General features: G+C 60.3%; 20 protein-coding genes. 9 read left to right on the top strand and 11 right to left on the bottom strand.

All coding sequences use genetic code 11. From position 1 onward, the window contains the following. Window positions 1-23: 23 nt before the first annotated feature. From N554_RS36265 to N554_RS0123045, 8 genes are all read right to left on the bottom strand, one after another. Window positions 24-323, bottom strand: coding sequence for a methylated-DNA--[protein]-cysteine S-methyltransferase (locus N554_RS36265; protein WP_029585666.1), 300 nt, complete (start codon window positions 321-323; stop codon window positions 24-26). A 79-nt stretch (window positions 324-402) separates the two neighbouring features. After that, window positions 403-963 carry a methylated-DNA--[protein]-cysteine S-methyltransferase gene (locus tag N554_RS0123080; protein ID WP_029585665.1) on the bottom strand — a complete coding sequence of 187 codons (561 nt, stop codon included), beginning with the start codon at window positions 961-963 and terminating at the stop codon, window positions 403-405. A 354-nt stretch (window positions 964-1,317) separates the two neighbouring features. Continuing rightward, complete coding sequence (gene ada, locus N554_RS0123075) at window positions 1,318-2,424, bottom strand: bifunctional DNA-binding transcriptional regulator/O6-methylguanine-DNA methyltransferase Ada (protein ID WP_036053864.1); 1,107 nt, start codon at window positions 2,422-2,424, stop codon at window positions 1,318-1,320. A 163-nt stretch (window positions 2,425-2,587) separates the two neighbouring features. Beyond that, window positions 2,588-2,974: a hypothetical protein gene (locus tag N554_RS37480; protein WP_051677647.1), complete on the bottom strand. Its 387-nt coding sequence runs from the start codon at window positions 2,972-2,974 to the stop codon at window positions 2,588-2,590. 716 nt (window positions 2,975-3,690) lie between these two features. Next, window positions 3,691-4,932, bottom strand: a complete 1,242-nt coding sequence (locus tag N554_RS0123065) for an efflux RND transporter periplasmic adaptor subunit (RefSeq protein ID WP_029585662.1) — start codon at window positions 4,930-4,932, stop codon at window positions 3,691-3,693. 36 nt (window positions 4,933-4,968) lie between these two features. Beyond that, window positions 4,969-8,184: an efflux RND transporter permease subunit gene (locus N554_RS0123060; RefSeq protein ID WP_081851368.1), complete on the bottom strand. Its 3,216-nt coding sequence runs from the start codon at window positions 8,182-8,184 to the stop codon at window positions 4,969-4,971. A gap of 561 nt (window positions 8,185-8,745) precedes the next feature. After that, window positions 8,746-8,982 carry a PepSY domain-containing protein gene (locus tag N554_RS0123050; RefSeq protein WP_029585660.1) on the bottom strand — a complete coding sequence of 79 codons (237 nt, stop codon included), beginning with the start codon at window positions 8,980-8,982 and terminating at the stop codon, window positions 8,746-8,748. 117 nt (window positions 8,983-9,099) lie between these two features. Further along, window positions 9,100-9,672, bottom strand: coding sequence for a c-type cytochrome (locus N554_RS0123045; protein WP_029585659.1), 573 nt, complete (start codon window positions 9,670-9,672; stop codon window positions 9,100-9,102). A 286-nt stretch (window positions 9,673-9,958) separates the two neighbouring features. On the opposite strand from N554_RS0123045, the gene N554_RS0123040 reads away from it, so the two are divergent. The 3 genes from N554_RS0123040 (at window position 9,959) to N554_RS0123030 (ending at window position 12,244) form a co-directional block, all read left to right on the top strand. Continuing rightward, on the top strand, window positions 9,959-10,765 hold the full coding sequence (locus N554_RS0123040) for a chromate resistance protein ChrB domain-containing protein (protein WP_029585658.1): 807 nt from the start codon (window positions 9,959-9,961) through the stop codon (window positions 10,763-10,765). Window positions 10,766-10,821: 56 nt separating this feature from the next. Next, the gene (locus tag N554_RS37475) at window positions 10,822-11,454 is read left to right on the top strand and encodes a hypothetical protein (RefSeq protein ID WP_156042048.1); all 633 of its coding nucleotides are present in this window, start codon (window positions 10,822-10,824) and stop codon (window positions 11,452-11,454) included. A gap of 193 nt (window positions 11,455-11,647) precedes the next feature. Then, on the top strand, window positions 11,648-12,244 hold the full coding sequence (locus N554_RS0123030) for a superoxide dismutase (RefSeq protein ID WP_029585656.1): 597 nt from the start codon (window positions 11,648-11,650) through the stop codon (window positions 12,242-12,244). A gap of 139 nt (window positions 12,245-12,383) precedes the next feature. Here the strand turns inward: N554_RS0123030 and N554_RS40210 are convergent, their stop codons facing one another. After that, window positions 12,384-12,632 carry a hypothetical protein gene (locus N554_RS40210; RefSeq protein WP_156042046.1) on the bottom strand — a complete coding sequence of 83 codons (249 nt, stop codon included), beginning with the start codon at window positions 12,630-12,632 and terminating at the stop codon, window positions 12,384-12,386. 191 nt (window positions 12,633-12,823) lie between these two features. On the opposite strand from N554_RS40210, the gene N554_RS0123020 reads away from it, so the two are divergent. The 4 genes from N554_RS0123020 to N554_RS0123005 all read left to right on the top strand — a co-directional run bounded on the left by N554_RS0123020 (window position 12,824) and on the right by N554_RS0123005 (window position 15,544). Next, on the top strand, window positions 12,824-13,771 hold the full coding sequence (locus tag N554_RS0123020) for a metallophosphoesterase family protein (RefSeq protein ID WP_029585654.1): 948 nt from the start codon (window positions 12,824-12,826) through the stop codon (window positions 13,769-13,771). A gap of 15 nt (window positions 13,772-13,786) precedes the next feature. Further along, the gene (locus tag N554_RS0123015) at window positions 13,787-14,134 is read left to right on the top strand and encodes a cupredoxin domain-containing protein (RefSeq protein ID WP_029585653.1); all 348 of its coding nucleotides are present in this window, start codon (window positions 13,787-13,789) and stop codon (window positions 14,132-14,134) included. A 91-nt stretch (window positions 14,135-14,225) separates the two neighbouring features. Next, window positions 14,226-14,786, top strand: a complete 561-nt coding sequence (locus tag N554_RS0123010; protein WP_029585652.1) for a sigma-70 family RNA polymerase sigma factor — start codon at window positions 14,226-14,228, stop codon at window positions 14,784-14,786. Continuing rightward, window positions 14,783-15,544, top strand: coding sequence for an anti-sigma factor family protein (locus N554_RS0123005; RefSeq protein WP_029585651.1), 762 nt, complete (start codon window positions 14,783-14,785; stop codon window positions 15,542-15,544). Before N554_RS0123010 ends, N554_RS0123005 begins: the two co-directional genes overlap by 4 nt. A gap of 7 nt (window positions 15,545-15,551) precedes the next feature. Here the strand turns inward: N554_RS0123005 and hpnO are convergent, their stop codons facing one another. Continuing rightward, window positions 15,552-16,943: an aminobacteriohopanetriol synthase HpnO gene (gene hpnO / locus N554_RS0123000; RefSeq protein WP_029585650.1), complete on the bottom strand. Its 1,392-nt coding sequence runs from the start codon at window positions 16,941-16,943 to the stop codon at window positions 15,552-15,554. A 91-nt stretch (window positions 16,944-17,034) separates the two neighbouring features. On the opposite strand from hpnO, the gene N554_RS0122995 reads away from it, so the two are divergent. Further along, window positions 17,035-17,694: a DUF2147 domain-containing protein gene (locus N554_RS0122995; RefSeq protein ID WP_051677644.1), complete on the top strand. Its 660-nt coding sequence runs from the start codon at window positions 17,035-17,037 to the stop codon at window positions 17,692-17,694. Here N554_RS0122995 and N554_RS0122990 read toward each other — a convergent pair. After that, the gene (locus N554_RS0122990) at window positions 17,662-20,250 is read right to left on the bottom strand and encodes a hopanoid transporter HpnN (RefSeq protein WP_029585648.1); all 2,589 of its coding nucleotides are present in this window, start codon (window positions 20,248-20,250) and stop codon (window positions 17,662-17,664) included. The genes N554_RS0122995 and N554_RS0122990 overlap by 33 nt on opposite strands. 432 nt (window positions 20,251-20,682) lie before the next feature. Here N554_RS0122990 and ispH point away from each other — a divergent pair, with 432 nt between their 5' ends. Further along, window positions 20,683-21,609, top strand: a complete 927-nt coding sequence (gene ispH, locus N554_RS0122985) for a 4-hydroxy-3-methylbut-2-enyl diphosphate reductase (protein ID WP_029585647.1) — start codon at window positions 20,683-20,685, stop codon at window positions 21,607-21,609. Window positions 21,610-21,621: the final 12 nt, after the last annotated feature.

Genomic DNA, 21,621 nt, shown 5'->3' with positions numbered 1-21,621 from the left:
TTAGAACTGCATCGAGGCCATTTTTACTTTCTACCACGCAGAGCCAATCGCTCGGGTTCGAGCAGCACGCGCTTGCGGCGCGCAGGCCAGCGATACCCAGAGATCGAACCGTTCTTCTTGAGAACACGGTGACACGGCATTTGAACCGCGATTGGATTAGTACTGATCGCTACAGTCACGTCGCGGGCGTCGCGCGTGCCCAACTTCGCCGCGACACCGCGATCGTCTACGAACTCGAGCGCGGCGACGCCCCTACCGGACGCAGCAACCATGACATCGCCGAGAGACATCTTGCCGAATGCGTATCTAATAACGTCGCTCATTGCAGCACCTTGTCGATTCAGAGGGCCTACACTGCATTACCCGACCAAGCGCGTAACGATCCGATGTTTGCTTTTGAATTCAAGGCAAACAAGATGCCACTTCGCGATTGATCAGAGATCGCTTGCAACGCGCGCCGTATCGATAGTTCCGCAGCGACCCGCTGTTACCGATCACGCGATGGCAGGGAATAGCGAGGGCGATCGGATTGTCGGCGCAGGCCTGGCCTATCGCCCGGAGTGACTTGGAACCCCGAATGCGACGAGCCAACTGCGCGAAGGTGAGCGGCCGACCCGCGGGAATCGTGCGGAGCGCCTCCCAGACCTTGCGTTGGAAGGACGTCCCGCGGATATCGAGCGTAATATCGAGCCCGGTATTCGGAGAGGACAGAAAACGCTGGATCTCGAACATATCTTCCTTCACGGCGCGCTCGTTGCGGGTGAACACATCGTCCGGAAAAATCCTCCCAAGCTCGATTTCCAGTTCCTCCGCATTGGTGCCCAGCAAGATGGCGCATACACCCGTTCTACTGCGGGCAACGAGGGCATTGCCAACGTCGCAGTCAGTAACCGCAAATTGGATAGCCTCGGCTGCGTTGACAGCCTCATGCTCAAAGAGATTGTTGCGGGCGATAATGTTCATCGCTGGTCTCCCGTATGAATCCATTCGATGATCAAGAATAGAAGCACGGAGAACGGCCTTCACTCCGGTCCTTCCTTTCAAATCAGGGGATCGCGGATCGGTAAGCAGGCATCAGAAGACGCGCGTCACGGTCGCTTACCCCAAGCGGAATACCTCGCCGGTCGCGAGCATCAATTCCATTGCTCGTGCCGGCGCGCGCCAGCCGAGCTGAAAATGGCATAAGGAAACGCTTGAAGCGCGGTTTCAGGAACGAGAGCGATGTCGCCGCGAGATAACCACCACAGCGCCGGTGGGGAGATGATCGTCTGAAAGCATGCCCTCGGCGCCAGCGTCCGCCGCAGCGGGAACCGACGATCATTTCGACATTTGCACGGTCACCGCCGCTTCGCGATCGAGCAAGGCCTTCTTGCGCTCGATGCCCCAGGCGTATCCCGACAAGGCTCCGTCGTTCCGGACCACTCGATGACATGGGATCGCGACCGCGAGGTTATTGGCCGCGCAGGCACCGGCAACAGCACGCACAGCCTTGGGTGACCCGATCCGCAGCGCGATTTCCATATAAGAAACTGTTTGGCCCACCGGAACTTCCCGCAACGCCTGCCACACACGGCATTGGAAGGCTGTGCCTCGTACGTCGAGCGGCAGATCCAGGCCGATTTGGGGAAGTTCGACAAGTCCGACGACTCGAGCGACCAATGCTTCATAGTCCTCGTCGGCGCCGACCAATCTGGCCTTCGGAAAGCGGTCCTGAAGTTGGCGAAGCAGAGCGTCAGGGTCGTTCCCGAGCAGGATTGACGCCACCCCCTTTTTGCTCGATGCGACCAGGATTGCGCCGAGCGACGTCTGTCCGAGAGCAAACCGGATTTCCTCATTGGTCCCGCCCTTCTTAAACTGGGTCGGGGTCATGCCGAGCATGTCGGTCGATTTCTCATAGAAGCGTCCGCTAGAATTATAGCCAGCGTCATAGATCGCCTCAGGGACGCTACTGCCGCTGATAAGCCCCTCGCGGACTTTCCTCGCGCGATGCGCGGCCGCATAATCCTTCGGCGTAAGCCCCGTAACCGCCTTGAAGCTTCGATGAAAGTAGCTTGCACTGCGGCCGACCGCCTTTGCCAAAGCATTCAAGGACGGTTCCTCGTCGCGCCCCTCGATCAGCCGGCAGGCGCGTGCCACGATTGCCGCCTTCTCTGCGTCGATCGAAGGGCCGTCTGGATGGCAGCGCTTGCACGGCCGGAAGCCTGTGGCCTTGGCATCGGCCAGCGTATCGTGCAGCTGCACGTTTATCGGATTGGCGGCTCGCGATGCACACGACGGCCGGCAATAGATACCCGTCGTCGCGACCGAGTACCAGAACAGCCCGTCCGCCGTGCGGTCTCGCGCGAGCACACGCGTCCAGCGTGGATCGTTGACGACGCCGAGTTCGGCCGGCTTGCGTACATCTTCTGAGGTCATCCCGCTCATCATTGAAACTCTCTTCCGTACCAGGTTGATTGGCGCCATCTTCGGCGGAGCAGGCATTCCTTCACTCCGGGTCTTGCTTTCGAACGCAGCGTGAGGGGCGCCGAAGGCGCCGAAGTAGGAGCACATTAGATCGCGAATTGGCGCCGGCCACCCGATTCCCGATTCAGGCCGCAAGCCGCACGAACGGCGTTCCGGGCACATTGCCTTTCAGATGCGCCTCGCCAAGCTCTTGCGAGAATTCCTCTGTCAGACTGAAAGAAACGGAGAAGCCGTCCGGCGTTCCGATGGTCAAAATGCGGACATTGCCCGGGCTGAGTTCAATCCGAAAGTCCGTCGCCGGATATATGCGCATCGCTGGATCGTTATGCGCGCGCTTGATCGCGCTGGTCGCCATCGTCGGCAAAGTCATCAGCAGCGCCGACAATGTCTCGATCGTGAAGAAAATTCCGACCGTACGACCTGCGACGTCGTCGACCAGCAACCTGACCGCTGTTCCGTCCGTGGCGGTTTCGAAGTTGATTAGTCTGTGGACTTGGATGTCGGTTGCCACCGGTGATACTCCCGCTGTCCAACAACGGATGAGGACTTCGTGCAGAGATCACAATCCGCTTCTTAGCTTCAAACTCCGAAAGCGACGGACTCGCCGAAACAAAGAAGTCAATTCGAAAGCAGAAATCGGAGTGGCCACGCTCCGCCAACGGTTCAGGCTAAAGACCGTGGCGGCAACGCATGAAAGTCCGGAAAAATGACCACTTCAAACCAATTCAACGCATTTGCGGCCTCACGTGGTGAGGGTTTGCATCCAAAGCTGCGGGATCTGCTCGAGCGCGCGGCCGCCTCTCCTTTTTCGGAGGTCTCGATTCGCCATGATGGCATGCTACAGGCCGGACCGAATCCGGCTTCGGAGACGGTGGCATTGCACCAGACCGTAACATCATCCCCGCATGAAAAAACGTCGTGCCGCTTCGGCGTACGAGATGGAGATTCTGGAGTCTCGAAAGTCGGCACCGTGAGCAGCTTTGCGCGCTCGGGAGGCGCCGGAATGCCAAGGCCTGCACAGTCGCATTAGGCGACCTAAGTTGCCTCTTGCTTCCCGCTCACGAAATCGTCATCGCTCCAGCCAGATGATCCCTCTCGGGCGGGAATAAACCCCGCCCGGAATCGTCGTCGCTCCGGGGCCGCCCAGGGCTTGCCGGGCCGGTGGCGCAACGAAAGCAAACTGCGAGTCCATATAAGAGCGCCTTTGCTGGCGTCATATATCTTTAACTAGGAGCTCTCGCGAGCCGTTTGCGGCTGAACCGCCGTTGTCAGTGGCGGGACGCCCTTCGTGCTTGCCACCACCGGTGTCTGCTCCGATAGGCCCGCAGTCACTTCGATACGACCGTTATCGGTGAGACCCGTCTTGACGGCGAGGCGTGTGATCCGATTGTCAGTGATGGTGTACACGAAGTTGCCCTCGCCATCCGAACCTACAGCCCCGGTGGGTACGGTAAGCGCATCGGGGCGCCGGTTCATTTCCAGTGAAACCTGCGCGTACGCGCCCGGATAAAGTTGTTCGTTGGGGTTTGGCAGGTCGATTTCGGTGCGCATGTTGCGGGTCTCGGGATCGAGACGCAGGGAAAAGCGGGTTACCTTGCCGATGAACGGCTTACCGTCGAAACCCGATGGCTTGACGATGGCGGGATCGCCGATGCGAAGGTGAGGTACGTCGTTTTCCGGAACGTCGCAAAACACCCGGATCGTGTCGATCCGCTGCAGCGTGAAAAGTGACCCTGCGGACGGCGTCGTCCGCGTGGCTGTGGCGGCCTGGACCAAATCGCCCCGGTTCACCCGGCGCCGCGCCACCACGCCATCGAAGGGCGCCACGATCTGCGTATAGGCAAGCAGAGTCTTGATCTTCTCCACGGTCGCGGCGGCGACGTCGACCTGATTGGCCGCGAGGGCACGGTTCGCTTCCGCAACTCCGAGATCCGCCTTGGCGATCTCCGCGTTGGCGTGCACCTGATCAAGCGTCCGGTCGCTGAGGAACCCCCGTCCCTCGCCCAGCTGCTCCCGGTCTTTCGCCAAGGCGTTCTGAAGCGCCACGTCCGCCTTGTTGTGGTCCAGTTGGTGCCGCGCGCTCTCGAGCGAACTTCGCCTGGATTCGAGCTGGGCTTTGGCTTCGGCAAGCTCCTGCACCATTTCGGGAACGTCGATCACCGCGAGCACTTGACCCGCCTTCACGTGATCGCCGATATCGACCCGAACATCGGACAGGTATCCGGAGACTTTGGCGAAGAGATCCGCTTCCTCAAAGGCTTCGAGGCTCGCGTTGGTTTGGAGACGTTGAGCTACCGTGACGCGGCGCGGGCGCAGAACCTCGACCCGCGGGAGGTTATCCGGCTTCCACGGACTCACGAGCGATGGCGATGGCGATGCTGCCAAATGCCAATCGGCAAAGATGCCCGCCGCGCCGACGCCGATGACGACTGTCAAGGTCTTGATGCCCGTTCGACTCATGAAATTCATGGTGTTGCGCCTCTAAATTCCGTTTGGGCTGCTCGCTTATTCCGCCGCGTGAGCATGGTGTTCACCGCGTCCATCGCCACGTTCCAACACCGAGGCGAGCCGCGGCTCCGGTTCGAAATAACGGCTATGCGGGTCGTCAGGATCGAGCGACGCGGACATTCGGGCATGCCGCGACTGCAGCGTGGCCAAGATCGCCGGCAGGATGATGAGCGTGGCGCAAGTCGCGCCGAGGAGACCGCCGATCACCGCCCGCCCAAGCGGCGCACTTTGCTCTCCGCCTTCGCCCAGGCCCAGCGCCATTGGCATCATCCCGGCCAGCATCGCGAAACTGGTCATCAGGATCGGACGCAGACGGCTTCGCGCGCCTTCGATCGCTGCCTCCCATGGTTCGCGGCCCTCGATTCGGCTGCGCTCAGCGAAGGTCACGAGCAGGATGGCGTTTGCCACGGCCACGCCAATCGCCATGATCGCGCCCATGAAGGATTGAATGTTGAGTGTGGTCCGGGTGAGCCAAAGCATGAGTACGACCCCGGCGATGACGGCTGGAATCGTCAACCCCACCGCCAGGGAAAGCCGGATCGATTGGAAATTGGCCGCCAGTACCAGAAGGATGACACCCACGGCCATCAAGAGCCCCAGACGCAGGCCTTCGAACATCTCCGCCATCGGCTGGACTTGCCCGCGCACCGTGACGTTCACCCGATCGGGCGGCTTGCCCGTATCGTTGATCGCCTGCTGCACGCGGGCTGCCGCGCGTCCCAGATCCTCGCCGCGGATATTCGCGCTCAGTGTCAGCATGCGCTGCATGTTGTAGCGGTCGTATTCGCCTAGCGCCGTGCCGTCGGTGACACCGGCAACATTGCGGAGGTCGATCTGTCCGCCTGACCGGCGAGCAATGGGGAGGTTCTTCACCTCCTCCAGGGAATTCAGCTTGCGCTCGGGGATCTCAACCTGCACCTGATAGCCAATACCGCTCTTGGGATCGGGCCAATAGTTCGCGGAGGTGTAACGACTGGACGACGTGCCCGCGACGACCGACTTCGCCACGTCATCCGTCGTCACCCCCAGAACGCCGGCTCGCTCGCGGTCTACGCTGACCTTTACGGTCGGGTAATCGAGTTCCTGCTCGAATCCCAGGTCTCGCAGCGTCGGCACCTGTGCCAATTTCGCTCGCAACTTATCGGCGTATTGGCGGCTATCGGCGAGGTTCGGCCCGCCCACTGCCACTTCGATCGGTGTCGGCGCACCGAAGCTCATCACCCGGCTGACGATGTCGCTTGGCTCGAATGAGAAGCGAACACCCGGCAGTTCCTCGGGCAATTTCCGGCGCAGCCGTTCCTTCAAATCCTCGATGCTGATTCCGGCGCCGTGTTTAACCTGCACCTGCAGCACCGCTTCCTCGGAGCCGGAACTCCAGAGATAAATGGTATTGATGGGGTAATTAGGCGGCTGCGTGCCGACAAAACCGAGGCTGATCTCCACGTTGTCCGGCCCTACCTCGCGCTTGATCGCCTCGAGTGTCTGCAGCGCGATCTGTTCGGTTCGCTCGATGCGCGTTCCCGCCGGAGCCCGGAGATGCAATTGGAGTTGGCCGGTATCCACGCTCGGAAAAATCTCGGTACCGAGCGAACTGCCGACCAGGAAAATGACTGCGCCGCTGACAACGAGATAGGCAAGCACGACGATGCGCCGCCGTTTCACGACGGCGCGCAGGAACCGATCGTACCTCGCACGCAGCCGATCGAAAAACGTCTCCTGCGGCTCTTGGTGTGTGCTGAGATTGTGCAATAGCCAGACCGACAATACCGGCACAAAGGTACTGGAAAGCAGGTACGACCCCACCATCGAGAAGCCGACTGCCAAGGCCAGCGGTACAAACAGGTTGTGCGCAGCGCCGGTCATGAAGAACGCGGGAATAAAGACCGCCAGAATGCAGAGCATGGCCACGAAACGGGGCAACGTCGTCTCGGCCGTGGCCTCGCTCGCGGCCCGGGCAAGGCTGCGGCCGTCGGCAAGGCGGGTGTGGATGTTCTCGATGGTGACTGTCGCTTCGTCGACCAGGATGCCGACGGCCAGCGCCAACCCGCCCAAGGTCATGATGTTGATGGTCTGACCCGATACCCAGAGCGCCGTCACCGAAGCGAGGATCGCGAGCGGAATGTTCAGGACCACGACGAGCGAACTGCGCCAATCCCTCAGAAACAGCAGCACCATGAGGCCGGTGAGCACCGCGCCGAGAGCCCCTTCGACAAACAGGCCCTGGATGGCGCGCGTCACATAAGGGGACTGGTCGAACTGGTAGCTGACCTCAACATCATCGGGAAGTACGGATTGGAAGCGTGGCAAGTTGGCCTTGACGGCCTGGACAACCGCGAGTGTCGAGGCATCCGCTCGTTTGGTGACGGGAATGTAGACCGTGCGGCGTCCATTCACCAGCGCGTAGCCGGTCTGGATGTCGGCGCCGTCTTCGACCGATGCGACGTCGCGTATGAAGATCGTCTGCGTTCCGCGCGATCGGATGGGAATGTTGTTCAGGCCCTTGAAATCCCCGACAACGGAGTTGACCGGCACCATTGGCATGAGGTCACCGATGCGGACATTACCCGACGGGCTGACGGTATTGCCAGCAGCCAGCGCCTGCACCACCTCGTCCGGCGACATGTTGTAGGAACGCAGCTTGTCGGGATCCACGCGAACGAGGATGGTGCGCTGGCTCGAGCCGAAGGGCGGCGGTGCCGACACGCCCGGCAAGGTCGCGAACAATGGGCGCACCTTGAAGAGCGCCGCGTCCTGAAGTTCGGCGACTGCTTTGGTCTTGCTGGAGAAGACGAGGTCGCCGACTGGAACGCTGCCACCGTCGAACCGCATCACGAAAGGTGGCACGGTTCCCGTGGGCATGAAGGCGCGGGCGCGGTCGACGTAACCGACCGTCTCCGCCGTGGCCTGCGCCATGTCGGTGCCGGGATGGAATTGGAGCTTGATCAGCCCTACGCCCTGGATCGATTTGCTTTCGACATGCTCGATGCCGGTGATGTAGAGGAAGTGGTACTCATAATAGTTGACGATGAACCCTTCCATCTGCGCCGGGTCCATGCCGCCGTACGGCTGGGCCACATACAGCACAGGCACCCCGAGATCCGGGAAGATGTCCCGAGACATGCGATCGATCGCCAGAAAACCCACTAGTGCAACGGCTACGACCATCGTCAAAAGCGAGATCGGGCGTCGCAATGCAAATGAAACCAAGTTCATCGTGCCGCCTCAGCCTGTTCTGCCGCGTCGGAGCAACCCAACGCGCCTCGACGGCAGCAACAAACGCTACTGGGACATTTTGGAGAAATGCAGCTCATAGTTCCGTCCAAACGCTCACACCCGAGGTCCAACGATCTCGAGCGGTGAGCAGAACTTGGACGGCGAACCGTCTTGGGAAGGCCGGGGGTCTGCTGGCCCCGACACCCAGACATGGCAATCAAGTTCGATTTTCTCAACTAAAATTAAATTCAGCTTTCTGAAATCCAATTTAATGGGGCGGACAACAAATTGTGAGCCTACGTTCTGCATGATGCTCCATCCAAGCGACATGCATTCACTGCGGTCGGCCCTGCTCACGACGGATTCGGTCGACGAAGGCGAGGAACACCCGCACGAATTTGTGATGCTCCCTTCACGCAGGGATTCGGAAGCGTGGTGCTAATCGTAGTTGCTAACGCCGTCCGGCCACTCGCCAGCGCAGACGGGGCAACTGGATTGCGCCGCGAACTCGCCTAAGCGGCAGACATCTTCGCACTGGGTTGTCGCGACGAGAACCAGTCTCTAGCGCCGCTCTTGGATTTGGCCGCTGCTGTCGACGACGAGGGACGCTTCCTTGCCGTTTTTCATCGCCCTGACGGCTGTACCTTCGGCGGTGGATTTGATTTCTCGGATTTGCGAATAACCCGCGGCTTCAAGCTTGGCTACAAGCTCCTGCTGGGTCAGGGCATGGGCAGGCGAGAAGACGCCAACCATCAGGAGAGCGAAAAGGACTGCTTGAGGGACTGCTCGCGCCGACATGATCTGTGCTCCCTAAATTGTGTTAACCGCAAACATTCTCCGAGACTTCAATGTCTATTCGACACAGCGGTTCCGCCGACGGGGGCATGCCGTTCCGCGCTACGTCCGCGCCAACAGCTAAAGGTGCGCGAGATAATGTGCCAAAGCACTGATCTCATCGTCGCTGAGAGAGTACGCGACGGACGCCATAGCGGCGACGCCGCTGCCCGATCTTGCGCCGGATTTGTAATCATGTAGCGCTTTGACAAGATAGTCCTCGCGCTGCCCGGCGATGCGGGCCGTCCCCTTCGTTCCGGCAAATGTATCGGTGTGGCATGACGCGCAGCTGCGTTCCGCCACGATCTTTGCGTTGGCCTCCGCTTGAGAGGATTCCTTGGGCTTTGTCGCCGCAGCTGGCGGCAGCGAGGCGAAATAGCCACCGAGATTGCGGATGTCCTCATTGCTGAGTTGTTCGGCGATCGGCTGCATCACCTCATTTTTCCGGGAGCCGCTACGGAAGAAGACCAATTGCCACTGCAGGAAGAGATCTGGTTGCCCCGCCAACGACGGGGTGTTTTCGGTTTGGGATACACCTCCCTCACCGTGACAAGACGTGCAGAGAGACGCCTTTTCCTTGGCCGCATCGTCCAGCGCATCGGCCGATCCTGCTAACAGCATAAGTACCGCGGCAGGTAACAAGCTGATGTGCATCTCAGCGATCCAACGAATTCTTTTCATGGCTGACCTTCACGCGGTATCGCAGCGCACACTGATGGAGGTTCCGAAGTGCTCAAACAAATTTCATCGCGGAAGGTGCCCGGCCCGATCCGCACGAATTTGTGATATTCTCCTCAATTGCTTCCGACCGTTTGCGTTTCTGTTCCTATTGCTTTCTCGAGGAAGCGAAACTAGTAAGCTCGCAGGGGAAAATGCAGTCTCCCCTTGAGACCACGGTCCAAGCACTGCGCAACACTCGACTTGTCGAGGAGATTTGCGCATGGACGACCGTAAACATTCCATTTCACCAGAAATCCTCTACGCGCGGCTTGGCTCCGACGCGGCGCCGATCATCGTCGACGTGCGGCGCGACGCCCATTTCGCCGGTGCCGAGACACTTGTGGCTGATGCGTTTCATCGCTCGCCGGATCTCGTCGAACAATGGCGAACCGACCTGCCGAACGGCCGCCAAATCGTCACCTACTGCATTCACGGACGCGAAGTCAGCCAGGGGGTGGCCGCCGCACTGCGCCTCATGGGCGTGGAGGCGGATTTTCTGGAGGGCGGTATTGCTGACTGGACTGAGCAGGGATTGCCCACCCGTCGCAACATCGGCTCGACCCCGAGCAAGTGGGTGACACGCGAACACCCGAAGATCGACCGAATTGCCTGTCCCTGGCTGATCCGTCGCTTCATCGATCCGAATGCAGAATTCATCTACGTCCCGAAGGATCAAGTCCTCGCCGTTGCCCAAGAAACCGGCGGGGTCCCTTACGACATCGACGGCGTGGAATTCACGCATGAGGGGGAACGCTGCTCGTTCGACACTATCCTGCGCATCTACGAGATCAAGAATCCGGCGCTCGATCATCTGGCGACGATTGTCCGGGGCGCCGATACCTCACGGCACGATCTAAGCCGACAACGCGGCGGCCTGTTTGCGATCTCGCTCGGCCTCTCCGCCAACTTCCCGGATGACCACGAAATGCTGAAGCACGGCATGGTGATCTATGACGCGCTCTACACCTGGTGCCGCTCTCTGCAAGCCGAGACGCACAATTGGCCGGCGCGCGCCGTGGGGGCCTGAAGGTGACACCGAGACGCGAACCTATGTGGAGGCGAGCATGCACTTTTGGCGTGCTCTTGGCGATCGCATGCGTGATGTGCCCGGAATCGGGCGTAAGCGCGCCAGACACAGCAACGAAAATCGACCTCGAACAAGGCGAAATTGGCGCTCCGCCGGGCGAATTCGATCTGTCGCCATCAGGCGAAGTCAAACAAGGGTCGTGGACAGTCGTCCGTGACGCAACGGCCAAAACCGGCGTCGCTATCGAGCAGGCCGGCGTAAAGTCCGCCGAAGACCGATTCCCGCTCGCAATCTACAAGCCTGCGTCGCTCAAGAATGCCGAGATCAGTCTTCGCCTCAACGCAGCCGGCGGCAAGTCAAATCAGGGCGGCGGGGTCGCCGTGCGGCTGAGCAGCCCGCAAGATTACTACCTCGTCCAGCTAGATGCCTTGAGGGACAGAGTTCTTCTCTCGCTCGTGCACACCGGCGTATCAGAGGAGATCGTAGGCGTCGATGCGGATGTAGCTTCGCACGCCTGGCATACGCTGACAGTTCGGGCCAAGGACGACGAATTTGTCGTCTCGCTCGACGGGATTTGGGTCTTCACGGGATTCGATAAGACTCTATCCCAGGCGGGACGCATCGCACTTTGGACCAAAGGCGACAGCGTCACTCGCTTCGACCAGATCGAGATCGCACCCTTGCCATGAGTCCGCAATGAACTAGCCATCTGCCGCGCGCACCTTTCGGGGCTGTCAACACCAGGAGATTGCCATGACCATCACAACCGAACGCCGAAGTTTCATTCAGGGAGCGGGACTCGTTGCTGCCGCCGCATCAACAGCAACGCTGGCGGCGAGCCCTGCATTCGCCCAGACCAACCAACCGAGCGGAGCCAAAACGATGCCGTATCAAGCAAAACCCCTGTCACTCGACCCGAAGTCGATCAAGGGCATCTCGGAGAAGGTTCTCCTAAGCCATTATGAAAATAACTACGTCGGCGCCGTAAAGCGCCTCAACGCGATCGGCACACAGCTGGCCGAGCTTGATTTCGCGAAGGCGCCGAATTTCATGATCAACGGCTTGAAACGTGAAGAGTTGATCGCTGCGAACTCGATGATCCTGCACGAGATATATTTCGACGGGCTCGGTGGTGGCGCCGGTGCGAGCGGCGCGCTGGCGGAGGCTATCGCCCGCGATTTCGGCAGCCTCGAGCGCTGGCGCGCGGAATTTGTCGCGATGGGCAAGGCAGAAGGCGGCGGCTCCGGCTGGGTGATCCTGTCCTACTCGCCACGCGACAAACGCCTCGTCAATCAATGGGCGGCGGACCACACCACGACACTTGCCGGCGGCCGTGCAGTGCTGGTGCTCGACATGTACGAGCACGCCTATCATATGGACTATGGTGCGGCGGCGGCGCGCTATGTCGACATCTATATGGAGGCAATCCGCTGGGACAACGCTGTGAAGCTGTACGATCAGTACAGCCGCGAAAGCTAGTGGCTGCGTGCGAGATACCCTGCGCAGAGATGCACAATTGGCTGACGGTGCGGCACGCTTACGTCGGAATTCGATCATGAGCTGCCGAACGTCACAAATCCTTGCACTGACAATTCTGGTGCCTGCGACGATTTCTGGATCACCCGGACACGCACAGGAAAACTTCAAACTGCTTGGCGAGAAGGAAATCGGCGCGAGAGTGGTCGGCAATGACATTACCGACAGCTCCCATTGGGTCAGCTATCTCCGGCCCGATGGCGTTTGCATTTGCATCACTATCGTTCCGCCGAATGATTTCATTCGGAAAATTCACGACCGTATGCGGGCGTTCATTGAGGCCAAGGCTCATGCACGATGGTTTGATGGCGCGAACGATCGGCTGGAGCAAAGCGAAAATCCGGGGCCGGTGCCCGTTCGAGCCCGGATTTCGCGGAGCCTGTCATCGGGCGGCGCTTCGCGCCGACCCGTTGGCTCCATCTGGGCTACGATTCTCGAATTGCGATAAATTCCCGGGAATAATCCGTGCCCTCGCCCGATCAAGTCTCCGGAACCCAATCACGGGTCCAAAGGAGATTGGCGATGAGCGAGTTCGATCACGATCACGATGAAGGCCGCGGCGTCAGCCGCCGCCGGGTGCTGGAATGCATGACGTGGGCCGGCACCGGCGTACTCTGGACGATTTCGGGCGGCGTGCCCCGTTCGCTGGGACTTGTCGGTTCCGCGCAAGCCGCCGCGCCGGCTGGCCTGACATTCCTGCAGATCAGCGACAGCCACATCGGCTTCGACAAACCTGCCAATCCGAACGCGATCGGAACGCTCGAGGAAGCGATCAACAAGATCAAGTCGATGCCTGCAAAGCCGTCGTTCATGATTCACACCGGCGATATCACCCATCTGTCGAAGGCATCCGAGTTCGACAACGCGGAACGCATCATCTCGCAGGCCAAGCTCGACGTGCACTACGTGCCGGGCGAGCACGATTTCATCGATGAAGAGGTCAGACTCTATCGAGAGCGCTATGGGCGCGGCACCAAAGGCGTCGGGTGGTACTCGTTCGATGCCAACGGCGTGCACTTCATCGGCCTTGTCAATGTAGTGAACCTCAAGGCCGGCGGCCTCGGCAATCTCGGCACCGAGCAGCTCGAATGGCTGGAGGACGACCTCAAAGGGCGTTCTAAATCCACACCGATCGTCGTCTTCGCGCATATCCCGCTGTGGACGGTTTATCCGACCTGGGGCTGGGGCACCGAAGATGGCGCCCGTGCGCTGGATTACCTCAAGGGCTTCGGCTCGGTGACCGTGCTGAACGGCCATATCCACCAGGTGATGCAGAAGGTCGAGGGCAACGTCACATTCCACACCGCGCGCTCGACCGCTTTCCCGCAGCCGGCGCCGGGCACCGCCCCCTCGCCCGGTCCGATGAAGGTGGCCGACGGCAAGCTTCGCGGTCTGCTCGGCGTCGCCAGCATCAACTTCAAACCTGGCGATCAGCGCCTCGCGATCATCGACACGCCGCTGCAGGGCTAGAGGAAGTTCATGATGATGTCAGTAACTCTTCGCAGCCTTGATGTTAGAAGCCTTGGCATTCGACTGGCCGTCGCTGCGGCAATACTTCTGCAACTCGGCGGCGCTCATGCTCATGCAGAAGAGACCAACGTGATGATCGACAATTTCACCTTCGAACCGGCACAGCTCACGGTGAAGGTCGGCACCACAGTCACCTGGAAGAACCGCGATGACATTCCGCACATCGTGGTCTCCGCGGGTAAGTTCAGATCGAAAGCGCTGGATACCGACGACAGCTATTCGTTCACGTTCACGGCAGCGGGCGATTACAAATACTTTTGTTCGCTGCACCCGCATATGACAGGTATGATCAAGGTTGAGTAGCGGGCAAAACCAAGGCGGCACAACGATGCCCGGCCGGTGGATCGAAGCCGGCCGGGCACGCGCATCTTCTGCAGAAGCCGGGCAAAGGGCGATGCGGGTCAGCGCTGCAAACGACGATCCCGAGAAGGCACGCCGTTTTCGCGACGCGGCGCTGCCGTATCTCGACGATGCCTATACGCTGGCGCGCTATCTGCTTCGCGACGCCACCGACGCCGAGGACGCGGTGCAGGAATGCTATCTGCGCGCGTTCAAGCATTTCGACAGCTATCGCGGGCCGGCGATGAAGCCCTGGCTGTTCGCGATCCTGCGCAACGTCTGTCACGCCGAATTTGCCCGGCGCGCCAGTTCGCCGACCGGCACCATCGAAGACGTGGCCGACAAGGAGGAGCAGGCGCCGCTGTGGCACGAAGCGCAGGAAACGCCGGAAGCGCAGATGTTGCGCCGCTGGGACGCGGACACGATCCGGCGGCTCATCACCGCGCTCGCCGAACCCTTCCGGGAGACCTTCGTGCTGCGTGAAATCAACAATCTTTCGTATCGCGAAATCGCCGATGTCGCGGAAGTGCCGGTTGGCACTGTGATGTCCCGTCTCGCGCGGGCCCGCGCCATGCTGCGGTCGGCATGGATAGCGGAAGAGGAGCAACGGAAATGACTTGCAGAGAGGCTGAAATTCTTCTTCACGCAATGATCGACGGCGAACTCGACGCCGGGCATGCGCGCGAGGTCGAACAGCATATTGCAAACTGCCCGGACTGTGGCGCGCAGCTTGCCGCCTATCGCGAGATGAGCAAGGCCATTGCAGGTTCCGATCTGCGTTACACGGCTCCGCCCGAGCTGCGCCGGCGCATCGAGGCGTCACTGCCGAAAACGCAGGCGCCGAGCCGGCGCGCGGTACTCAGGGGCTTTGCGATGGGATCGGCGGTTTCCGCGATTGCAGCGACCGGTCTCGTCGCCATCGTGCTGCGCAGCGATGACGAACAGCGCATTATGTCTGAAGTTGTTTCGGCGCATCTGCGCTCGCTGCAGCCGGGACATCTCACCGACGTGCTTTCGACCGACCAGCATACGGTGAAGCCGTGGTTCAACGGCAAGCTGGACGTGGCGCCGCCGGTGGTCGACCTGACCGCGCAGGGTTTTACGCTGATCGGCGGCCGGCTCGATTATGTCGATACCCGCCCGATCGGCGCCATCCTCTACCGCCGGCGTTCGCACGTGATCAATTTGTTCGTCGCCCAGACCGCCAGCGCCGAACGCCACGCAGCCAAGATCGAAACGATCCAGGGCTTCAATATCAGGCGCTGGAGCGAACGGGGGTTGAACTACTGGGCGATCAGCGATCTCGCTGCCGACGAACTCGCCGATTTCGGCGAGAAATTCGAAACCGCGCTGCGGACCAGCACTCCGGGCTAGACCAGGATTACGCCGATTTGCGCACCGCGTTGTCGACCAGCGTCTTGCCCAGTGACCAGATCGCGCCGGGGACCTTGTGACTGGAAGCGATGACGCTGTCGAACGCCGTCTCGATCCACCTGCAATCCTCTTCGGTGATGGTCAGCGGCGGCAACAGCTTGATGGTGTGGCTGCCATGGCCCGAGACCTGGGTCAGGATCTTGTGATCCTTGAACAGCGGCACCGTGATGAGCTGGCAGAACAGTCCCTTGCTGGCGGTCTCGAGCACGTTCCACGAAGCCTTCAGCCGCAGCGACTTCGGCGCGCCGAACTCGACGCCGATCATCAGTCCCTTGCCGCGAACTTCTTTCAGCAATTCGTAGCCGGGAACCATGCGCGTCAGCGCCAGCCGAAGTTCGGCGCCGCGTTTGGCGGCCGCCTCGACCAATTTCTCGGACTCGATCACTTCAAGCGTCGCGATGCCGGCCGCCATCGCGAGATCGTTTTTCGCAAAGGTCGAGCCGTGCACGACCGCGCGGTCCATTTGATTGAAGATTTTGTCGAAGATGCTCTTGCGCGTGAGCAGCGCACCGACCGGGACGTGACCGCCAGACAGCGCCTTGGAGAGCAGAACGATATCCGGTTCGACGTTCCAATGCTCGACTGCGAGGAACCTCCCCGTTCGACCCATTCCGGTCTGAATTTCGTCGGCGACCATCAACGTGCCATACTTACGGCACAGCGCTGCGGCGCCCGGCAGAAATTCGTCCGCTGGTATGTTGACGCCTTTGCCCTGGATCGGCTCGACGATGAAGGCGGCAACCTGGCGGGACGACAGCGCCTGTTCCAGGGCAGCAAGATCGTTGAAGGGAACAGTCGTGCACCCGGGCAGCAGCGGCTCGAAGCCGCCGCGAAAGTTGGGATCGTCGGTGAGCGAAAGCGCACCATAGGTCAATCCGTGATAGGCGTGCGCGCAATAGACGATGCCCGGACGGCCCGTCGCGCCGCGTGCGAATTTGATCGCAGCCTCGACACATTCCGCCCCGGAATTCGCAAAAAACACCTTGTCCAGGTAAGGCACATATCTCAGCAGGCGTTCGGCCAACACGCCGGCCAGCGTCGAAACATCGAGTTGCACAAGGTTGGGCAGATCGCTATCGAGGACGCTCTTCAATGCGTGGCGCAGCGCCGGATGATTCCGGCCAATCGCAAAAACGCCAAAACCGCTCAGTAAATCGAGATAGCGCACCCCGTCGCGATCGAAGAGGTATTGGCCTTGACCCTTTTGAAAACCGACATCGTAACCAATTGTCTTGAGGACCCGTACAAGCTGCTCATTCAAATGGCGCGCATGCATGGAACTGCGCTGCGACTGGCGGTCCACAAACATCTCGGAAACGTCTAGATTTGAATACAACATCAGCTACATACTTCGTTTGATGGCCGTTTCGTCAACTGAAAACGCTCAATGCGGCGTTTTGCCCTCAGCTACTTAAGCACAGGTCTGAATCATGTTGCACTGCCCACGAGATGTCACGCGCACCATATTGTATTCCGGAATTTTTTTGGCGACAGGCCTAACGTCGGCTTTGGCGGCGGATCCGACGGGCGACTGGAGAGTGGCGGACGGCGTCGCCAACATCCGGGTTGCGGAATGCAAGGGAAGTATGTGGGGCGCGGTTGCCTGGGAGAAAACGCCGGGCGGCCGCGACAAGAACAATCCCGATGTCTCGAAACAGAACAGGCCGAGCCTGGGAATGCCGATTCTGATCGACATGAAGAAGAAGCCTGGTCTCGATCAATGGGAAGGCCAAGTCTACAACGCCAAAGACGGACAATCCTACAGTTCGACGATCAAGGCGATCGGTTCCGATCAACTGGAGATTCAAGGCTGCGTTTTGGGCTTTCTCTGCGGCGGCGAAACCTGGACCCGCGTCGGCGGTCCGATTCCCTCCAGCCCGAGCAACAGCATGGCCAAGGGCGCGCCAAAGAGCACGGATGGTACGCTCCCGAAAACCGCCGCGCCGACCACGACAGCCACGCCCAAGACCACCGGCTCCGTCAACCCGCCCCCCAAGGCATCAGCTCAGAAACCGGCAACGGCCGCACAGCCGGCCGACCCGGTCGGCGATATCTGTCTACTCCCCGACATCGCGCGGTTTACCCATTAGCGCTGGCTGAAACAGCAGCACCGCCGCGAGCGTCGTGAGAAGCGAGAGCGCCAACAGCTTGCCCATGCTCGCGGTACCGGGATGAGTGGACAGCCACAGGCTTCCGAACGCCGTGGCGGTCGTCATCGCGCTGAAAAATATTGCCCGCGTCAGGCTCGACTGCAGCAGATTGGTCTTGCCCGATCGCCATGCGGTTACATAGTAGATCTTGAAAGCCACGCCGACGCCGAGCATTAGGGGCAGCGCGACGATGTTGGCGAAGTTGAGCGGCATTCCGATCAGCACGCAGATTTCCAGCGTCACCGCCCCCGCCACCAAAAGCGGAACTAGCGTCAGCAGCACGTCGGTTATTCGCCGCAGCGCTAGCCACAGCAGCAGGCTGATAACCAGCAGCGCCCAAATGCCCGCGTGGACAAAGGCTTTCACCACGGTATCGCCGGATTTGAGAATCGATACCGGTCCGCCGATCGCCGTCGGCTCGGCGGCGAGGACCGCGCTGGCGAACCTGCGCAGCGTATCGTTGTCGTTGGGATCGCCGAGCGGCAGGGCCTCGACGCGCTGCAGACCGTCCTTGGTTTTCCACGAACGCATCAGTTCGGGCGGCAGGGTTTTCACGCTGACCGGCTGCGCCTGCAGCGAGTTCTTGAGCTGGTCGAGCACCAACTTCAACGGCGTGACGAAAATGGCCTGTGCCTTGTCCCGCGTGACTTGATTGGATTCGGCAAGTTTTGACAGCGCATCCGCGAGCCGCCGCGACGCCACGGCACCTGGACCCTTGGCGTCGCCGGCGGCCCTGCGCAGACTGCTTGCCGATCCCTTCAAGGCCTCGACATTCTCCTCATCGCTTGGCGGTGCGTCGATGGACTCCGGATTGAGCGCGGGATTGAGAACCTTGGCGCCTTGGGCGATCAGCTTCAATTTTGCCGGCTGGTCTTCGGGCACAAAACTTTCCAGCGACATGACGCGGAGGACTTCCGGCACCTTGGACAGCCGCTCCTCGATCTTCCTGGCGTCGGCATCCGAGTTCGTCATCACATTGATGGCGTTGGCGCCGGTGTTCGGATCCTTCCTCAAATCGAGGAAGGTTGCGATCGACTCAACCTTGGAATTGCGCAGATTTATCGGATTGAAGTCGAAGCGGAGGAAATAAAGCAGCGGCAGGCCGGCGACCACGACCAGGAGCGTTCCGACGATAATGACGACGCGATGCTTCTCCAGGAACTCATCGAGCGGCGCCAGGAACGCATATCCCACCGGCTCGCCTTCCCCGGGAGGGTTGAGCAACCTCAGCAACGCCGGCAGCACGGTGATGCTGGATATGAACGCGATGAGCATGCCTGCGCCGGCAATCTTGCCGAGTTCCGAAATGCCTTTGTAGTCGGTGGGCAGGAAACAGAGGAAACCCGCCGCCGTCGCCATGGCGGCCAGTGAAAGCGGGACTGCGGAGCGTTCGGCGGCCCTCTCCAGCGCGGCCCGCAGATCGTCGCTCTTGAAGCGCTCCGAGCGGTAACGAACGCTGTATTGAATGCCGAAATCGACGCCCAATCCGACGAACAGAACCGCAAACGCGATCGAGAGCAGATTCAGCGAACTCACCATCATCAATCCGATGGCGGTGGTGATGGAAAGGCCGATAAAGAGATTCACGAATACCGCGAAGATGATCTTCGATGAATGCAGCGCCATCCAGAGAATGACCAACACGACGAGCACGGTACCGATGCCATTGACGATGACGCCGTCCTGAACGGTCGCATATTCTTCGTTGGCGATTGGAACCGGCCCGGTCAGCCTGACCCGCGCGCCGTATTCACCGGCAAGATTGAGATCGAAGGCCGCCAGCCTGATGGCATCGGTCGCCTCCTTGCCAGGCTCCAGCGCGTTGTAATCAAGGATCGGCTTGAACTCGATGAAGGAGCGGCGATCGGAATCGGTCAAGGGCTTGTCGCTGACGAGTTCGCGCCAGGAGAACGTCCCGTTACCTTTGCTCAACACGTTTTCGACCGTCTGGGCGATCAGGTTGAAGGGGCGTTCGGTGCTGTCCAGTTTGATTTGCCCGCGCTTGACGCCGGCAAGGCCGGTTTCCAGCGCGCCGGTCAGTCCCCGTATGCTGGGATCTCCGGCCATGATTTCGATCAGCGGCGCGGCGGATTCGAATTGCCCGGTCAGCCGGGCGACCTCCGACACCGGAAGGAACAACAGCCCGTTCTTTTCGAAGAATTCGCCGGAGCCGAGAGGCTGAACCGATTCGAAATGCTTGGTATCGCCGGACAATTTCCGTTCGAGCGCGGTACTCGCCGCGTTGGTGAGCTCCGGCGTCGGGCCCTCGACCACGGCAAGGATGGTCCTTTCCCGATCGAATGCCTGCTCGAACTGGATATCGCGCTGGCGCCAATCGAGATCGGGCGAAATCAGCGTGTTGATGTCGGTGTTGATCGCGAAGTGGCGGGCCGTATAGAAGCCCCCGGCTACCGCAAGGATGAGCGCGACCAGAACCGTGAGAAGGGCAAACCGCGTGCAAGCTTTGACAATCGATACGACAATACCTGTCAGCACAGTTTTTTCTTTCTCATGTTGGGCGGCATGCCGGAAACGCCCGTTATCTACCGGAGTTCCACGGGCCGAGGTAATGACGTAACGTTGTTTTGAGCGGTTTTTCTTCCAGAGCACGGAGCAACGGCGCGAAAAAGGCCGAGACCGCGCTGGGGCTGATATAACCCGATTGATGGCGGTAAAGTGACGAAGAAGTGAGGGTTCCGCGGCCCGTTTTGCCGCAATTCCATTAAATACATATCATAATACCTCCACCACCCTGCGCTTTTGACGGGTCGTCTCGCCATCCGGCTTTGCTAAGCGATCATTTTTTGACACAAAGCCCTGTCCCGCCATGCACTTGGCAGGTTTAGGACGGGAAAGCGGTTGGCGGTGCGGATATTGCAACTATCTTAAGCTGCGCGGAGATACTGAATGAGTTTTAACGGGCGTCCCATGGAAGTGTATCTTGCGCAGCCCCGCGGATTTTGCGCGGGCGTGGTGCGGGCGATCGAGATTGTCGAGCGCGCGCTCGAAAAGTATGGCCCGCCGGTCTATGTGCGGCATGAGATCGTGCACAACAAATACGTGGTCGAAAGCCTGAAGAATAAGGGCGCCATCTTCGTCGAGGATCTGTCGGAAGTGCCACCGCTCGCCGTCACCGTGTTCAGCGCTCACGGCGTCGCCAGGAGCGTAGAGGAGGAAGCCGCCGCGCGCGGCCTGCCGGTCCTCAATGCGACCTGTCCCCTGGTGACCAAGGTCCACAATCAGGGCAAGCGCTACATGTCGAAAGGACGGGCGCTGATTCTGATCGGGCATGCCGGCCACCCCGAGGTCGAGGGAACCATGGGTCAGGTTCCCGGCCCCGTGCTTCTGGTCCAGAATGTGGACGACGTGGCGGCCTTAACCATGCCCGCGGACACCCCGGTGGCCTATATCACCCAGACCACCCTCAGCGTGGATGACACCAAGGACATAATTTCGGCCCTTCAGCAGCGTTTTACAGATATTCAAGGCCCTGACATCCGGGATATCTGCTATGCGACACAAAACCGCCAATCTGCGGTAAGGGACCTTAGCAAGCTTGTCGACGTCATCCTGGTGGTGGGGGCCACCAATAGTTCCAACTCAAACAGGCTGCGCGAAATCGGCACCGAGGTCGGCGTCGCGAGTTACCTTATTGCCGATGGCAGCGAACTGAACCCGGATTGGCTGAAGGATGCCAAAGCCGTCGGAATCACCGCCGGCGCCTCGGCGCCCGAAGTTCTTGTCGATGACGTGATTGAGGCCCTGCGGCGTATCGGGCCGGTCACGGTGTCGGTAGTGCCCGGGCGGGAAGAAAATATCGAATTCCGGCTTCCGGCTGAATTGGCGGCGGGCTGATCCACCTCTCTC

It is taken from the genome of Bradyrhizobium sp. URHD0069 (assembly GCF_000701345.1).
GTDB lineage: Bacteria > Pseudomonadota > Alphaproteobacteria > Rhizobiales > Xanthobacteraceae > Bradyrhizobium.
Note: the sequence above shows the minus strand (reverse complement) of the source record. Positions and strands in the feature narration are given on the sequence as shown.

Excerpts from the sequence above, each read along its gene's own strand:
- N554_RS36265 (WP_029585666.1), bottom strand. The coding sequence starts at position 323 with ATGAGCGACGTTATTAGATACGCATTCGGCAAGATGTCTCTCGGCGAT.
- N554_RS0123080 (WP_029585665.1), bottom strand. The coding sequence starts at position 963 with ATGAACATTATCGCCCGCAACAATCTCTTTGAGCATGAGGCTGTCAAC.
- ada (WP_036053864.1), bottom strand. The coding sequence starts at position 2,424 with ATGAGCGGGATGACCTCAGAAGATGTACGCAAGCCGGCCGAACTCGGC.
- N554_RS0123065 (WP_029585662.1), bottom strand. The coding sequence starts at position 4,932 with ATGAATTTCATGAGTCGAACGGGCATCAAGACCTTGACAGTCGTCATC.
- N554_RS0123060 (WP_081851368.1), bottom strand. The coding sequence starts at position 8,184 with ATGAACTTGGTTTCATTTGCATTGCGACGCCCGATCTCGCTTTTGACG.
- N554_RS0123050 (WP_029585660.1), bottom strand. The coding sequence starts at position 8,982 with ATGTCGGCGCGAGCAGTCCCTCAAGCAGTCCTTTTCGCTCTCCTGATG.
- N554_RS0123045 (WP_029585659.1), bottom strand. The coding sequence starts at position 9,672 with ATGCACATCAGCTTGTTACCTGCCGCGGTACTTATGCTGTTAGCAGGA.
- N554_RS0123040 (WP_029585658.1), top strand. The coding sequence starts at position 9,959 with ATGGACGACCGTAAACATTCCATTTCACCAGAAATCCTCTACGCGCGG.
- N554_RS0123030 (WP_029585656.1), top strand. The coding sequence starts at position 11,648 with ATGCCGTATCAAGCAAAACCCCTGTCACTCGACCCGAAGTCGATCAAG.
- N554_RS0123020 (WP_029585654.1), top strand. The coding sequence starts at position 12,824 with ATGAGCGAGTTCGATCACGATCACGATGAAGGCCGCGGCGTCAGCCGC.
- N554_RS0123015 (WP_029585653.1), top strand. The coding sequence starts at position 13,787 with ATGTCAGTAACTCTTCGCAGCCTTGATGTTAGAAGCCTTGGCATTCGA.
- N554_RS0123010 (WP_029585652.1), top strand. The coding sequence starts at position 14,226 with ATGCGGGTCAGCGCTGCAAACGACGATCCCGAGAAGGCACGCCGTTTT.
- N554_RS0123005 (WP_029585651.1), top strand. The coding sequence starts at position 14,783 with ATGACTTGCAGAGAGGCTGAAATTCTTCTTCACGCAATGATCGACGGC.
- hpnO (WP_029585650.1), bottom strand. The coding sequence starts at position 16,943 with ATGTTGTATTCAAATCTAGACGTTTCCGAGATGTTTGTGGACCGCCAG.
- N554_RS0122995 (WP_051677644.1), top strand. The coding sequence starts at position 17,035 with ATGTTGCACTGCCCACGAGATGTCACGCGCACCATATTGTATTCCGGA.
- ispH (WP_029585647.1), top strand. The coding sequence starts at position 20,683 with ATGGAAGTGTATCTTGCGCAGCCCCGCGGATTTTGCGCGGGCGTGGTG.